This window comes from Leptospira semungkisensis (assembly GCF_004770055.1).
GTDB classification, from domain to species: domain Bacteria; phylum Spirochaetota; class Leptospiria; order Leptospirales; family Leptospiraceae; genus Leptospira_B; species Leptospira_B semungkisensis.
Map to the genome: position 1 here is coordinate 129,419 of NZ_RQEP01000005.1, position 14,630 is coordinate 144,048.

At 44.1% G+C, this 14,630-nt stretch carries 11 protein-coding genes; 2 read left to right on the top strand and 9 right to left on the bottom strand.

Annotated features, from left to right (window positions below):
* Window positions 1-224: 224 nt before the first annotated feature.
* The 4 genes from EHO59_RS00725 to EHO59_RS00740 form a co-directional block, all read right to left on the bottom strand.
* Window positions 225-656: a YiiD C-terminal domain-containing protein gene (locus tag EHO59_RS00725; RefSeq protein WP_135583790.1), complete on the bottom strand. Its 432-nt coding sequence runs from the start codon at window positions 654-656 to the stop codon at window positions 225-227.
* Window positions 657-885: 229 nt separating this feature from the next.
* The gene (locus tag EHO59_RS00730) at window positions 886-2,211 is read right to left on the bottom strand and encodes a thiolase family protein (protein WP_135583792.1); all 1,326 of its coding nucleotides are present in this window, start codon (window positions 2,209-2,211) and stop codon (window positions 886-888) included.
* A 216-nt stretch (window positions 2,212-2,427) separates the two neighbouring features.
* Window positions 2,428-3,753, bottom strand: a complete 1,326-nt coding sequence (locus EHO59_RS00735; protein WP_135583794.1) for a thiolase family protein — start codon at window positions 3,751-3,753, stop codon at window positions 2,428-2,430.
* Between the two features lie 52 nt (window positions 3,754-3,805).
* Entirely contained in the window at window positions 3,806-4,672 is an 867-nt protein-coding gene (locus EHO59_RS00740) for a thioesterase family protein (RefSeq protein ID WP_135586367.1), read from the bottom strand.
* 154 nt (window positions 4,673-4,826) lie between these two features.
* On the opposite strand from EHO59_RS00740, the gene EHO59_RS00745 reads away from it, so the two are divergent.
* Window positions 4,827-5,438 carry a TetR/AcrR family transcriptional regulator gene (locus EHO59_RS00745; protein WP_135583796.1) on the top strand — a complete coding sequence of 204 codons (612 nt, stop codon included), beginning with the start codon at window positions 4,827-4,829 and terminating at the stop codon, window positions 5,436-5,438.
* A gap of 3 nt (window positions 5,439-5,441) precedes the next feature.
* Here the strand turns inward: EHO59_RS00745 and EHO59_RS00750 are convergent, their stop codons facing one another.
* The 3 genes from EHO59_RS00750 to msrB all read right to left on the bottom strand — a co-directional run bounded on the left by EHO59_RS00750 (window position 5,442) and on the right by msrB (window position 7,777).
* A complete protein-coding gene (locus tag EHO59_RS00750) occupies window positions 5,442-6,344 on the bottom strand; it encodes a hypothetical protein (RefSeq protein WP_135583798.1) in 903 nt (300 codons plus the stop codon).
* 45 nt (window positions 6,345-6,389) lie between these two features.
* A complete protein-coding gene (locus EHO59_RS00755; RefSeq protein ID WP_135583800.1) occupies window positions 6,390-7,280 on the bottom strand; it encodes an esterase/lipase family protein in 891 nt (296 codons plus the stop codon).
* 101 nt (window positions 7,281-7,381) lie between these two features.
* Window positions 7,382-7,777, bottom strand: coding sequence for a peptide-methionine (R)-S-oxide reductase MsrB (gene msrB / locus EHO59_RS00760; RefSeq protein ID WP_210413036.1), 396 nt, complete (start codon window positions 7,775-7,777; stop codon window positions 7,382-7,384).
* Between the two features lie 341 nt (window positions 7,778-8,118).
* On the opposite strand from msrB, the gene EHO59_RS00765 reads away from it, so the two are divergent.
* Window positions 8,119-9,879, top strand: a complete 1,761-nt coding sequence (locus EHO59_RS00765) for an acyl-CoA dehydrogenase family protein (RefSeq protein ID WP_135583804.1) — start codon at window positions 8,119-8,121, stop codon at window positions 9,877-9,879.
* Window positions 9,880-9,929: 50 nt separating this feature from the next.
* Here EHO59_RS00765 and EHO59_RS00770 read toward each other — a convergent pair whose 3' ends face one another.
* Entirely contained in the window at window positions 9,930-11,408 is a 1,479-nt protein-coding gene (locus EHO59_RS00770; protein WP_135583806.1) for a TolC family protein, read from the bottom strand.
* Window positions 11,383-14,553 carry an efflux RND transporter permease subunit gene (locus EHO59_RS00775; protein WP_246052702.1) on the bottom strand — a complete coding sequence of 1,057 codons (3,171 nt, stop codon included), beginning with the start codon at window positions 14,551-14,553 and terminating at the stop codon, window positions 11,383-11,385. The genes EHO59_RS00770 and EHO59_RS00775 overlap by 26 nt, the downstream gene beginning before the upstream one ends.
* Between the last annotated feature and the right edge of the window lie 77 nt (window positions 14,554-14,630).

Below are 14,630 nucleotides of genomic sequence, written 5' to 3' on the forward strand. Positions count from 1 at the left end.
AATTTTTGAAAAACGCAATCTAATGCGATGTCGTTCGAAATAAACATTACAACTTTTGAATTTATTTAAAACAACTTTGAAGAAAGGAAAGAGTGATTTTATAATCGGAATATAAGTGAAAGATTCTTTTGTGTAAGTATTGTAGAACAAGCATCTACAAAAAGACCGCAGCATCTTATAAGATAGGCCCTGCGGTCATTTCAAATGAAAGAGTAGTATTGATCTTATTTTTTAGCGATAAACCAATCGAAACTGAAGCTCGCAACATTCGCTTGTGTCTCGTCAAACAATTCAACACCTACAGTAAGTCCTGCTCTTCCTTTCTTATCTAGTTGAGCAAGGAATGAAGACCACTCTTCTTCGTTGATAATTCCTTTAGAGATCACTCTTCCTTGTGCGGGCTTCTTGTATTTTACTTCCGATTTACGAACAACAGGAATGATCTCATAAGGCAAGGATGCAATGCGAGAGAGAAGAAACTCTCCTCCACTTCCCTCGGCCAATGCGAATAACGCAGCTGCATGTCCTGAGCCGACATGATTTTTATAAATAGGTTTATCTTCCATCACTAGAAGAGCATCTTCTCCGGTTTTAGGTCTGGAGAGTTGAATGTGCACATTGAAAGGAATAGATAGAACGTCGAATTTCTCTGTCATATCTCCAAGATGCGAAATCAAACCGTTTTACATCAAATGAAAAAGAAAGAAGGATCTGTAATTATTCAATCATTCGTTTGAGAAGCGAACTTTCGGACAGCGGAGTTTTTAGAGAAAGAGTCCTTTTAGGAACTTTCAGATTTTGTTTTTCTGTTTGTTAAGGACCAAGAAAAGAAAAAGCCTCGGAAGAGTTCCCTTCCGAGGCATGTAAATAAGGTGCTATCAGTTACTAAGCCTTGTATCTTTCTATCAACATGGAACCGGCAATTCCTCCGTGAGCACAAGCTGTGATCAGTATCTTGTTTGCACTAGGATCTTCTTGTAGATCCATTACAGCATTGTTGACCAAACGAACTCCTGTGGCTCCAAACGGATGTCCGATCGCAATAGATCCTCCGTTAGGATTGATCTTTTTCTCATCGAACATCTTCTCCCAATCCCAACCGGTATCCGTTTTCAATTGCTCCATCGCAGCAACAGCAGTTGCTCCGTATGCCTCATGGATCTCTACATAATCCATATCTTGGATCTTAAGATTTAGATCTTCTAACAATCCTTCGGTAGCGACTGCTTGTCCGAGTCCCATTAAATTCGGATGCACTCCTTTCATTCTCCATCCGGAAAGAACTCCTTCTATTTTCAGACCGAGTGCCTTTGCCTTTTCTACAGTGGTTATGATTACTCCTGCAGCACCATCAGAACGAGGACTTGCGTTAAAGATAGAAACAGTTGGTCCGTGCGATCTAGTTATATCCTTTCCATACTTCTTCAGAAAGTCCTCGAATTTGCTTTGAGGATTATCGAATAGAAGCATTGCTCGACTCATTCGGCTTGGATTTTCTACGAGGCCTTTGCGCAGTATCACTGCCTCATCAATTTTCAGATCATTTCCTTCCTCATCCTTCATAGGAATGATAAACGGTTCGTACTTGCCTGCCATAGAAGCATCGTAAGTTCGTTTGAAAGATTCGAAGGCAACCTTATCCGTAATCTCTCTGGATAGATTATAATTCTGTGCGAGTATCTCTGCAGTTACTTGCATCCCGTAAGAATTTTCTCCATCGTCGAGCCCATCTTCTAATGTATCTCTTAGCTCCACTCCTTCCGGAAGATTGTCGGGAAGTAACTTTTTCAATTTCTCCAGAGAGCCTGCCTTCTTATTTAGGCGCGCGTTCTTTACGATAAATGGCATGTCTGTTTGGGACTCTTCTCCAATGACTAGAAATAGTTCACCTTCTCCCAAGATGATACGGCGAGCAGCCTCGGAGACAGCTTCTAAACCTGATACGCAATTATTAGATAATGTAATAGAAGGCATCTCGTCTCTTAAGCCGATTAGATTCGCGATCACTCTTGCAGGGTTCGGAGAACTGGGAAATCCTTCTCCAACGATGATCCCATCTATATCTTCCTTCTTGATCCCGCTATGAGAGATAATATCTTCCGCAACAATCTGACCTAAATGATGAGCGGGATAAGCTCCCAGGCCTTTTGCAATCTGTGCGAATGGGGTTCTACGAGGCGTGCATATCGCCAGCTTTTGTTCGAGTTTCATTTTCTTACTCTCCCTCGGCGGACTCTTCCCCACTTGCTTGAACTCCAAGTCTTTCGGAGAAGCCGTCGAACCTGCACTCAAATAGTGCATATACACATATTAGACGCTTTAATACGGAAAGAAAGAAATATTTTAGTTTGTCTTCGGATTTTTAATAAAAAACCCCGGGAGTTTCCTCCCGAGGTTCGGCACAAAAGATAAAAGTTAAATCTTAGATTAACCTTCGAATCTTTCGATGAGCATAGCTCCTGCGATACCGCCGTGAGCACAAGCAGTGATCACAACTTTCTTAGCTTTGGAATCTTCTTGAAGGTCCATGATCGCATTGTTCACGAGACGAATTCCAGTCGCTCCGAATGGGTGACCGATCGCGATAGATCCTCCGTTAGGATTGATCTTTTTCTCGTCGAATTTTTGCTCCCATTTCCAGCCGGTATCTTTCTCGATCTGAACTAGAGCGGCAACTGCAGTCGCAGCAAATGCCTCATGGATCTCAACGTAGTCTACGTCTTCGATCTTAACTCCGGTGTCTTTGAGAAGAGATTCGGTAGCGTATGCTTGTCCGATTCCCATTAAGTTAGGATCAACTCCTTTCATTCTCCAACCGGAAAGAACTGCTTCGATTTTAAGGCCGAGTTCTTTAGCTTTTTCAACAGTAGTAAGGATCACACCTGCAGCACCATCAGAACGAGGGCTCGCGTTAAAGATGGAAACGGTTGGTCCATGAGATTTTTCCAGATACTTAGCGTACTTGGTTTTGAACTCGTCGAATTTCATTTGAGGGTTGTCGAAAAGAAGCATTGCTCTTCCCATACGGCTTGGGTTTTCTACCAAACCTTCACGAAGACCTACTGCCTCATCGATAGTCAGCTCGGTTCCGTCCTCATCTTTCATAGGGATGATGAATGGAGCGTATTTTCCTGCTTTAGAAGCTTCTAATGCTCTTTTGAAAGATTCGAATGCGAGTTTGTCTGTGATCTCGCGAGAAAGCTCGTAGTTTTGAGCGAGGATTTCTGCAGTCACTTGCATTCCGTAAGAAGTCTCTCCGTCTCCGAGTCCGTCTTCAAGAGTGTCTCTCAACTCGACTCCTTCAGGAAGATTGTCAGGAAGAAGTTTTTTCAATTTGTCTAAGGATCCAGCTTTCTTATTCAAGCGAGCATTCTTAACAACGAAAGGCATAGAAGTCTGAGACTCTTCACCGATAACTAAGTATAATTCTCCTTCTCCTAAAACGATGCGGCGAGCAGCTTCTGAAAGAGCTTCGATTCCGGATACGCAGTTATTAGAAACAGTGATCGAAGGAACTTCGTCTCTGAGTCCGATCAGGTTAGCGATTACACGAGCGGAGTTAGGAGCGTTAGAGAAACCTTCTCCAACTACGATTCCGTCGATTTGTTCTTTCTTCACTCCGCTTCTTGCGATAATGTCTTCAGCCACTATGCGACCGAGATGATGGCCGGGATAGGGTCCTAAAGCTTTCGCAATTTGAGCGAAGGGAGTTCTACGTGGCGTACATATTGCCAATTTCTTTTCGAGTTTCATTGTCTTTCTCCAGACCTTTGTTTTGGTTCGTTTATCAAGGTAAGATAATACTTCATTTTTCACCTTCTCCTTCAGGGAACTCGGTGACTTTCGAGAAGACTTTCAACATGTCTTCTCCCGCTTTCTTAGGACGAGACTTGCTTACGGAGACCACGAGCAGATCATCCAAGGACTCGGCTAATACTTCACCGGTTTCGGAGTCAGTGATCTCTTGGCGCATACGGCTCCAAATCTTTTCAAAGCTTCGGATCCAAGTCTTAACGGTCGCTTTCTGTCCTGCGACCAGAGGTTTATGATAACGTATCTTTCCACCCATGTAGAATAAGGTGGTGTCCATAGCGACCAAATCGTCTAGGCTCAACCCGCACTCTGCGGTAAAATTCCATCTCCCTTCTTCGAGAAGTCTCCAGTAATGAGAAGGATTGTATTCGCCGAATGGATTTCTTTCGCAGAAGAATAGATCCCTGTTCACGCTCGCTCTTTCGCATCGTCCTGAAAAAGGAGTTACCGATTCGAATGAGGAAACTAGGGCCTCTGCGCTTTCTTGGACAGGAAAGATCGGGAATGGTTTTCCTTCTTTTTCGGTTCTTGCAAGAGTGCGGATCTCAGCCGCCACCTTGCCGCTTGGATCTACGACTTCTTGAGTGAAGACCAAAAAGCCATCGGCGCCGGAACTCAAGGAAGTACGGACCGATAAGTTCGTGTTTTCCATTTGTTGGGCTAGAAAACGAATGTCAGCACCAATTGTTTGAAGTCGAACCGATTCTTCTATCATTCTCTTCCAAGAATAACCGGCACCTTCTAACAATTTGTATCTCTCGCCCAGACAAGAATCCTCATACGTCCTGCTGGTTGTATGTCTCTGTGTGTCTAGATCCGAAAATCTGGTTCTCACATGCTGTTCTTCCGTAACCGCCATTTTGAACCTTCCTGACACTAGCTTAGACACCTGGGAAATCGGAGCAATAAAAAAATACAGAACGTTCGTTCTGGTTTTTCTTACGCTAAACTCAAATTCTATTGACGAAACGGTGTTTTCAGCCCCATACTGGAAAAATAACGTATTAATTCAAATGACCGCGCAGAGAAAAAAAAGAGATTCTGGGGCCAGTGTCAGGGAAAGGATCCTCGATACTGCTACCGAACTTTTCTATAAACAGGGCTTTTCCAATACCGGAATGAGACAGATTATCCAGGAATCCGGTTCAGTCGCCGCTAGTCTTTATGATCATTTTCCTTCTAAAAAAGAATTAGGGATCGCTTATCTTGCACGCCAAGAAGAGAAGACTCTCTCCGATCTAGGTTCTTTGATGGAAAGATATCCTGAGGTGCAAGAGTTCCTAAGAGCCTGGGTCATCTTAAAAGAAAGACAGATCCGACATTACGAATTCTTTGGAGATCCGTTTGCGGGCTTCGCAAATCAGGTTATGGATTCCGATCCGGAATACACCGAGTTCTTGAAAGGGATCGCGGAAAAATGGATGAAGATGATCCGGGATTATCTTAGCAGAGCAGTAGCATCCGGACAATTCACTCGCAATATGGATATCCAATATGTTTCCAGAAGAGTGCTCATGGCTTATCATGGTTCTATCACTCTCTGGAGAATGACTAAGGATCTGCGTTATATCAGAGAGATGGAAGATAGTCTTCGAGAAATCTTCGAAGACTATACCGCCAGATAATCTTTATCTTCTCTTTCGAGCTGTGTACCTTGTCTTGGAAACTGTGCGTTTCGATTTCGAGGAACTCTGAGACGGATTCTTAAATTCAGATTCCTCTGATTTATGAAAGGATCTAAGAGGGGTTCGAACAGTCACCTTGCACTCTTGCTGGTGGGTGATGGAATAATTCGTAACCGCTAGCATCATTTCTGTCCAAGCAGTCATTGCGCCTCTATCCTTTTTATTTCCCTGTAAACCGTTTACGATAGGAGTACCTAATCTTTCTAATAGATTGCAGGAAGGAAAATAGGTCTTATCTTTTCGCTTAACTAATTTTGATATTGGAATAAACAGAAAATTTCGCACATGACTCGGTTTTCCTTTTGCAACTTCTGCAAACTTTAAGTAAAGAGCCAGATTCTCATTCGCAATATTCTCTGCCTCTCGGATAGAAGCTGCATCTTTTCTAACAATCAGACCGGACCGAAGGAATCCTCTTTCAATTTCGTGTCGAATATGTCTCGCACAAAGATGCTGGATCATCTCCCAGCCGCCCAATATGACCGTTCTAGGCTTATAGTAGGTGATTAGGTCGTCTGGATCCAAATGGAAATGCCTTCCTTCCCTTGCACTCAGATCATAGTACAGCTCCCCGATAATAACGCTATTGGAAGCGTGGTCTTCGGCAGAATGTTTTAGTTCATCCAAGGCCTTATGATCCGCGAGAGTGATATAAGAATCCTCTCCGGCCAGGAAATTCAAACAGCTAGGTATGAATTCCGAATGGTCGTTATGTTCTTCGTAGGTGGAAACTTGAGGACTACTACAACCGTGCAATCCCCAGAGTAATAGGAAATAAATTGCGATCCGTCTGAAAGGAAAACGGATCCGATAAAAGATAAAATTATAGCTCGGAATGGGTCCCATAAAGATGGAAGAGTCTCTCACATTCTTAAAAAGAATACAAGAATCTTAACGCTTCTTCTTCGGTTTTACCTTCTTAGGTGAAGCTTTTTTCTTAGGAGAGGAAGCCGGTTTTTTAGCAGCCGCCGTCTTCTTTTTCGCGGTCGTTTTGGAAGAAGGAGTCGAAATTTCTTTTTTGGACTCTTCTTTAGCAACCGGCTTTTGTTTGATAGGTAGTGGATCCTTCTTCTCTTCGGAAGTTACAAGAGATCCCATGCACTCGATTCCTAGAGAACCAAGATATAAATTCAAATGTCCGTATTCGGGAATTTCCACATCGTCGAAATGTCCAAGGCGTGAGTTTTCCCAAGGACGAACGATCCCGTCTCCCTTGGTAAATACTGCTTGTACATTATGAAATTTTGAATAAGTTTCGACCACTTCTTTGGTAAGTTTGGAACCTGGCATCATTTGCCAAGTACAAGGAAAAATAGGAGCGAGATACGCCATATACGTACCGCTTAAAGGAGATCCGATCACGAAGATCTTGCGGACTCTGTCCCTTCCTTTATAGCTAAGTCCTGCAGCAATCAGTCCACCCATGGAATGACAGAAAAGATAGCAGTCCTTGATATCGTTTTCGATCAGGAAATTTTCGAGAATCTTGCTCTTCTTTCTAATATTGCCGACTTGGAAACCTAGGGGCACCACATATACAGGATGTCCGAGAGAGATGAGATGCTTACGCATCGCAGCCCAAGTCAAACTTCTACCTAAAAATCCGGAAACACAAACGATCGGTCTTTTGTATCCTTCGGTATGATGAGGAATATCGATGAAGATCCCCAGAACATGACAGATAAAATAATAGATATGATGATAGATCTCGAAGAGATGCTGAACGAATACAGGACGAATATCGCCTTTTTCTGGAAGGTAGGTAAGATGATCTTTCTTCATTCGGATGCTGCCGCGAGCGGAAAACCCGCCCTACGGTAGAATCCATTCTTAGCTTCGAGGCGCAAACAGAATTTTATCCGTTCGCTCTGGGTTTCCGTAACTCAGTCTTTCTTAAACTTGAGAGAGACAGAATTGATACAATAACGCAATCCAGTAGGCGCAGGACCATCAGAGAATACATGTCCCAAATGTCCTCCGCATCTTGCGCATACAACTTCTGTTCTTGTCATGCCATGACTTGTATCTGTTTCAGAATGAACGGCCTTATCAGAAGCAGGTTTGAAAAAAGAAGGCCATCCGCTTCCGGATTCATACTTTGTATTGGAATCGAATAACTCCGCTCCGCAAGCAGCGCAGTAATACTTTCCTTTTTCCTTATTATAATAATATTCGCCGGTAAAAGCTCTTTCGGTTCCTTTCTCTCTTAAGATTCGGTACTGCTCCGAACTGAGAGTTTTCTTCCAATCATCTTCGGATTTTTGCACTTCGAAATTCATTTTTCCTCCTGACTTATCCTTCGGAGCGCCCATATAATCCGTACAGTTCGAGATCAGGCTCGTTAGAAAAAGTCCCAATCCGAATAGAATACTGAAGCTTTTCATAAGTTGGTCCTCCGATATTGGTTCGACTCTTTTTAGAAAAGGTTACGCATTCTATTATATGTTTTTCGACCCGAGTTCAGCCTAGATATGTCCGCTTTGCCGAACAGTGGTTCGGCCAATCCACAGTTCGTATAACAAACGAAAGCATCCACGTCAACGCTATATCTTCGGGTAAGGCTTGACACTTTCTTCTGAAGGAAGTACATCTAATGCTCTAAGCGACAGGGAGAACGCCAATGATCCAAGGCAACTATTTCCAGGATAATTCCGACCTACAAACCCATTTCGATCATATCATTGATTGGAATGAATTAGTCACCGCATACGAACACAATTTCGAAGATTCGGCCAAGTATAAGGCAACCAACGACGAACGATACGCTTATGCTCCTTCGAGTACGCAAGAAGCAGTGGATTATTATAAATCTATTGTGGATTCCTTAGGCGAGATCATGGGAGATTTCGTGGCTCCTAGAAGCAAGGAGATGGACCAGATCGGTTTGAAATACGATAGCGGCAAAGTTACATTTCCGAAAGCTCAGGAAGAATGTTATAAAACTCTAAAAGATTCCGGGCTGATGCCTATTTCTATTTCTAGAAAATACGGCGGCTTAGGTCTTCCTGCTACTGTGCAATCCGTTATGTGCGAGATCGCGGCCAGAGCAGATGCAGCATTCTGCCTTGCATACGGAAATATTAATATTGTTGAGATCATGGAGAGATTCGCTTCGGACGAAATGTGCAACGAATGGTTGCCTCAGATCGCTTCCGGAAAATTCAGCGCTGCCATGGCTTTGACCGAACCGAATTACGGATCGGATCTTCCGAATGTGCAAACCAGAGCGACTCAGGATGCGGACGGCACATGGAAGATCAACGGAGCTAAAAGATTTATCACTCATGCATGCGGCTATATTGATTCTCCTTCTATCATTCTTACGTTAGCAAGAACAGGAAGTCCGGAGAGCGGAGCTAGAGGTCTTTCCTTCTTCTTAGTGCAAGGTAAGGACGTACATGTTGCGGGAATCGAACATAAGTTAGGACTTCATTGTTCTCCTACTTGCGAAGTAGTCTTTGAGAATTCTCCGGGAATTCTAATCGGAAAAACAGGTTACGGTCTTGTGAAGTATTCTATGGGAATGATGAATGCTGCAAGACTTACGATCGCAACTCAATCCTTGGGAATAGGCACCGCAGCTTATTTCGAAGCGAAGAAGTATGCTTCCGAAAGAATACAATTCGGAAAACCGATCGAGCAGATCCCTGCAGTTCGTAAGATCCTTGATAAGATGGAAAGAGAGATACTCGCCACAAGATGTCTTGTTACTGAAACAGGAAGAGCAATCGATCTCTATCATTGGAAAAAAGAAAGAATGCTCAAAGAAGAAGGAAAGAGCGAGAGAGATGTAAGCCAAGACGAAGGAATTCGTCGCTGGGAAAAACTCGCCGATCTATTCACTCCTATGAGTAAATACTACGCCTCCGAAGGTTGTGTTGCGATCGCTTCTGACGCAATTCAGATCCATGGAGGAAGCGGCTACACTGAAGATTATGATGTAGCGAGAATCTATCGGGACAGTAGGATCACTACTATCTACGAAGGAACCACTCAATTGCAAGTAGTGGCTGCAATTGGAGGCGTGGTTTCCGGTATGGCTCCTTCTGGTCATCTAAGAGCGTACGCCGAAGAAGAGATGTCTAAATTCTCCGCCTCTTCCGATCTGAAAAGCCTTTGGGAAAAATTGGAGCATGCAGTCCAACTCTACAAAGGAATTGGAGACGGAAAAACCAAGGATGAGTTCGCCTTTGAAACTGTAGAGATCGCGGCTCGCTTCGTCGCAGGAATGCTTTTTGAAAAATCACTGACTAGAGTTGACTCGAGCCAGAAAAATTCCAGAGCGGAACACTCTGTTGCGTATAACGTGGATTCTCTTGCGATTGCAGAAGGAAATCTTGTGCGATTAGAAAGAGCTTCTCGTCAAGCAGCAGCCGTTTAAGATCACAAAGCAGTCGGCGAGAGCCGGCTGCTTCCCCACTTCTTCTTATCTTAATCTTTTTCCTTTTTCTCTCCAGGCAAATGAGGAAGTTCTCCGATGGAAACTCCAAGTGCGACGCGATTCAACGCATGCTGGTGGAACATTCTTCTGTAAGTCATCTCCGCACTGATCATGCCTATCCGTGAAGAAATCGCCTCTATCCTGCTATTTCTTCCGGAACGATATCCTGCAGTTTGGCTTTGCGAAGTTTCTCTAGCGGAGGCAAAAGCTTTCTGATATATAGAGAGAATATTCTCCGAATTCTTATAACTCTCAAATGCGTTTCTGATCTCTTGTGTGGCGGTCCTTCTAGTTTGAGATGCAGTTAGTTTTGCCTGCTTTCTCGCAGACTCCGCAGTCTTCAAGTCCGCCATCTGTGAGAGAGGAGTCAAAGGCATAGTGATCTGCAACTGAGCCGTGATATCTTTACTGGTAGTCGTTCCCGGATAAGGAAGAGAATAATAATTGTTTAATGCGATTGTAGGAGCAAACGCTACCCAGGCCTTGCTTTTCTGAGCCTCTGCAACTTTCACGCTTTGATCTGCAGCAAGAATATCATATCTTTTAGATAGAAATTCATCCACTCCAACACCTATTGGAACCGCAGGAAGATCCGAAAGGAAGTTTGCAATAGAGATCGGCTTATCTATTCCCACCATAGTGGAAAGAGTGATACGCACCTGCTCCAATTGGAATTTCGCATCCGCTAAAACTGCTTCCGCATTAGAAAGACTTGTCTCCGAGTTAAGTAGATCGGATCTCATGATCCTTCCCACCGAATACATTCTTTTACGCTCGTCCAAGGCGTCCTTGTTCAAGTCAAAGGACTCTTGCGAATATTTCACACTCTCTTGGAGTTGCAGAAAATTGAAATATGCCTGAGCAAGTTCCAAATACATTCTTCCTGCTTCGTGCTTAGCTTCTAATCTTCTCTGCTCGGCAAGATTCCTGCCGGCTTTATAATCTTGGTAAGAAGAAAAGGCAGCTGTGATCGGAACCGAGAGCAATAGACGAGAACCGGCGCCCACAGTAGGCGGTAAGCTACTGGAACTACTGGAAGGGATGAGAGAAGTCCAATCCCCTTTTTGGATCGCTTGGTATGTTTTATAATTCTGTAATAGAGTCGGCTGGGCAGTGTGACCAGGAACCGCATAGAATTTGTTGAATACGTAAGATAGTGTAGGAAGAAATCCAGCAAACGCCTTGTCTTTTTGAGCCAAGGCTTGTTCAGTAGCTTCGTTCTTTAAGGCGATCCTTTCCGTTCTTTCTACTGCGAGAACATAAAGATCATCCAGATCGTACGATTCCTTCGAACTTACCTTTTCCACATCTTGGGTAGTAACTCCAGTGATTGTCTTCAAGCTTTCCTCGACCACTCCATCGGCCACCTTCACATCTGGAGTCGAAGAGCAGGAAGCAAACACAAAGAATGTAGTAAGAGGTAAAATAACGTATTTATAATATTTATTTTGAAAGTTTATATGATTCATTCGTTTCTTTTTCCATCAAATAATAAGCGGCTGGAACGACCACTAAAGTAATCAGAGTGGAAACTATAAGTCCGCCTAAAATGGTAATCGCCATCGGGATCCTTGTTTCTGCCCCCGGCCCCAATGCTAATGCGGGAGGAATTGCTGCCGCAATAGAAGAGAAGGTAGTCATTAATACTGGCCTTAAACGCACAGGGCATCCGAGACGGATCGCATCCGGGATATTCTTGCCTTCCTTTCTCACATGGTTCACGAATTCAACAAGAAGGATGGAGTTCTTCTTCACGAGACCCAAGAGAAGGATTAGTCCGATAAAACTATACATATTAAAGGATTGTCCTGCTATGAAAAGAGCAATCAAGGCTCCCGAAAAACTGAAAGGCATCGAGAGAAGAATATAGAAGGGTTGCTTTAAACTATTGAACTGACTCGCGAGGATCATAAAGGACATGATGATCCCGAGTGTAAGCGCCCAGCCCAAACTAGAACCGGACTCAGCAGCAGTCTTAGCAGAACCGGTTACTTCCATATGATATCCTTCCGGAAGCATCTCTCTTCCTATCTTCAAGGATTGATCCGTAGCCCAGTTCTGTCCCTTCTCCTTAGGAGGGTTTCCAAAGATCTTAATGGATCTATCTCGATTCACCCGAGTGATATTCTTAAGTGTATTAGTAGCCTGAAGGACTAATACATCCTTCAATCTTACGATTTCTCCATACGTATTCCGTACTCCAATGTTCGGAATGATATCCGCGCTCTCTCCCTTATCCTTATCTATCTTGACCCGAACATCGAAGCTTCTTCCGTTTTCAGTAAAGCGACTCACATAACGTCCTCCCATAAGAGGACCAATCGTGTTCCCTATATTTGCCATACTCACTCCGCGAAGAGCAGCGGCTTCTCGGTTCGGAAGAATCTTCACTTCCGGCTGTCCGGAAACGTAATCCGTATCTATGTCTAAGATTGTTTTAGTTGAATCCAGCTTCTCTCTGATCGCATCCGAAAGTTTTGCGAGAGTTGCCCAGTCTGGACCGGTAAGAACCAACTCCACTGGATAGCCTCGGCCCGCACTGAATCCTCTTTGAGAAAGATCCTGAACGGAAAACTTGGCTTCGGGAACCAATTCTTTCAGCTCCTTACGAAGTTCTGCAAACACTTCAAACTGAGTGATCTCTCTTCCAGTCTTCTTGCTCTTTGGACGGCTTCCCATATCCTTCATCGTAACAAAGAACATCGCAGTATTCGCTTCTGTTCCTCCGAAGCCTCCGATATTGCTCATGTATTTCTCAACAATCGGCTTGGCAGTCAGATAATTCTCCACCTTCTTCATAGCTTCGTCAGTTCGAATGATAGAAGAACCGATAGGCATTTTGGCTCTAAGCACGAACCTTCCCATATCTTGGGGAGGAATGAACTCCTTCTTCAACAGACCTAAGAAAATCAGAGACATTACAAAGAACAAAGTAGAAGCCGCGAGCACGAAAACTGGTCTACGGATCACGAATTCCAATACTCTTCCATAAACTCTCTCGGAGAATTGGAGGAACGTTTCGATCACCGGGTCCATTCTCTTGAAGAAGGAATAACGTTCCGAAGCTGTCTTTAATTTGGAAACGATCGCTTGGAACCTTCCCTCTTGTGCCGGGATAGGAAAGACCGGAATTGCTTTGGATTTCTGTTTCTTTTGATTTTGCGCGGCCGCAAGTTTTTCCCTATAACGAGAAGCTCTCATAGGAGTGAAGCTCAATGCTTCGAACAAAGAAAGAGCGACTGCAACGGAAACTGTCACACCGAATTCTAAGAAGTAGCGTCCTATGATACCGGACATGAATGCGACAGGAAGAAAGATTGCAATGATCGCGAGTGTTGCGGCTAACGCGGCAAATCGAATCTCGGAGGCTCCGTCCAAGGCTGCGTCGAACCAGGTCTTACCGGATTCCCTATGCCTGCTGATATTCTCTAAAACCATGATGGCATCGTCCACAACGATCCCCGTGGCCAAAGACAATCCCAAGAGAGTAAACGTATTCAGAGTGAATCCGGCAAAGTATAGAATGAGGAATGTTCCCATTACAGACGTAGGAATCGCCAGAAGAACGTTCCAAGTACTACTCCAGTTCCCGAGAAAGAGCCTACACACTAGTCCGGTTAACATCGCAGAAAGAATAAGAGTAAAAACAAGTTCATGAACAGAGTCTTTGATGAACGTGGTATTGTCATTGGATACATTCAGCTCAAACCCTTGAGGAAGAGAAGGACGCAACTCTTCTGCCTTCGCCTTGATCAGATCTCCGACCTGCACCGCATTCGATCCCTTGATCTTCTTGATCCCCAAGCCGACTGCAGAGACTCCATTGAATCTGGAAATCCTTCTGATCTCGTCCAAACCATCTTCTACCTTGGCCACTTCTCTCAAGCGAATCGGACGGAACATCGCAGCTCCACTTCGAGAGTTTAGATATATATTAGAAAATTGTTCTACAGTTGGAACATCTCCCACTGCGCGAAGAGAAACTTCCGACATTTTATTCTGCACTCTTCCGGAAGGAACTTCTATGTTCTGTTCCGTAAGAGTATTAATGATATCTGTTACAGTAAACTCTGTCCGAAGTAGTCGGATCGGATCCAAGAACACATTGATCGTGCGATCCACATAACCGCCTAGAACGATCTCACCCACTCCCGGAATCTCTTGGAATTTATCCTTGAGATGGGTCTTGACATAGACCATCTTTTCTTGGTCGCTTCGATTCGGAGCAGTAAGAGCCACCCAGACAATGGGTTGGTCATCCGGATTGGATTTCATGATGACTGCCGGATCCAAACCGTCCGGAAGCTTATTGTTCACCTGAGCGATCTTTGTTTGGATCTCTTGGACAGCGACATCCACGTCTCGCTTCAATTCCAATTCAACAGTGATGGTCGCGGAGCCGTCGGTAGAAACGGAGCGAACTTCTACGACTCCTTGTACAGTCATTAGAACTTCTTCGATCGGATCCACAACGTCAGTCTCCATTACCTGAGCATTGGCTCCAGTTAAGGTGAGAGTAACGTTAACAACTGGAAAATCCACATCGGGCATTTGGGAAAGGCCCATACGGGAGAAGCCGATACTGCCCAAAAGGATAATTGCGAGCATCATCATCCAGGCGAATATGGGATTGCGAATAGAAACCTCGGAAAGCTTCAAGGTAGACCTCTTACGTTCTATATATTTTTATG

What these genes read in the sequence shown, in the direction of transcription:
- EHO59_RS00725 (WP_135583790.1), bottom strand. Translation starts at nt 656, where the DNA reads ATGACAGAGAAATTCGACGTTCTATCTATTCCTTTCAATGTGCACATT.
- EHO59_RS00730 (WP_135583792.1), bottom strand. Translation starts at nt 2,211, where the DNA reads ATGAAACTCGAACAAAAGCTGGCGATATGCACGCCTCGTAGAACCCCA.
- EHO59_RS00735 (WP_135583794.1), bottom strand. Translation starts at nt 3,753, where the DNA reads ATGAAACTCGAAAAGAAATTGGCAATATGTACGCCACGTAGAACTCCC.
- EHO59_RS00740 (WP_135586367.1), bottom strand. Translation starts at nt 4,672, where the DNA reads ATGGCGGTTACGGAAGAACAGCATGTGAGAACCAGATTTTCGGATCTA.
- EHO59_RS00745 (WP_135583796.1), top strand. Translation starts at nt 4,827, where the DNA reads ATGACCGCGCAGAGAAAAAAAAGAGATTCTGGGGCCAGTGTCAGGGAA.
- EHO59_RS00750 (WP_135583798.1), bottom strand. Translation starts at nt 6,344, where the DNA reads ATGGGACCCATTCCGAGCTATAATTTTATCTTTTATCGGATCCGTTTT.
- EHO59_RS00755 (WP_135583800.1), bottom strand. Translation starts at nt 7,280, where the DNA reads ATGAAGAAAGATCATCTTACCTACCTTCCAGAAAAAGGCGATATTCGT.
- msrB (WP_210413036.1), bottom strand. Translation starts at nt 7,777, where the DNA reads ATGAATTTCGAAGTGCAAAAATCCGAAGATGATTGGAAGAAAACTCTC.
- EHO59_RS00765 (WP_135583804.1), top strand. Translation starts at nt 8,119, where the DNA reads ATGATCCAAGGCAACTATTTCCAGGATAATTCCGACCTACAAACCCAT.
- EHO59_RS00770 (WP_135583806.1), bottom strand. Translation starts at nt 11,408, where the DNA reads ATGAATCATATAAACTTTCAAAATAAATATTATAAATACGTTATTTTA.
- EHO59_RS00775 (WP_246052702.1), bottom strand. Translation starts at nt 14,553, where the DNA reads ATGATGATGCTCGCAATTATCCTTTTGGGCAGTATCGGCTTCTCCCGT.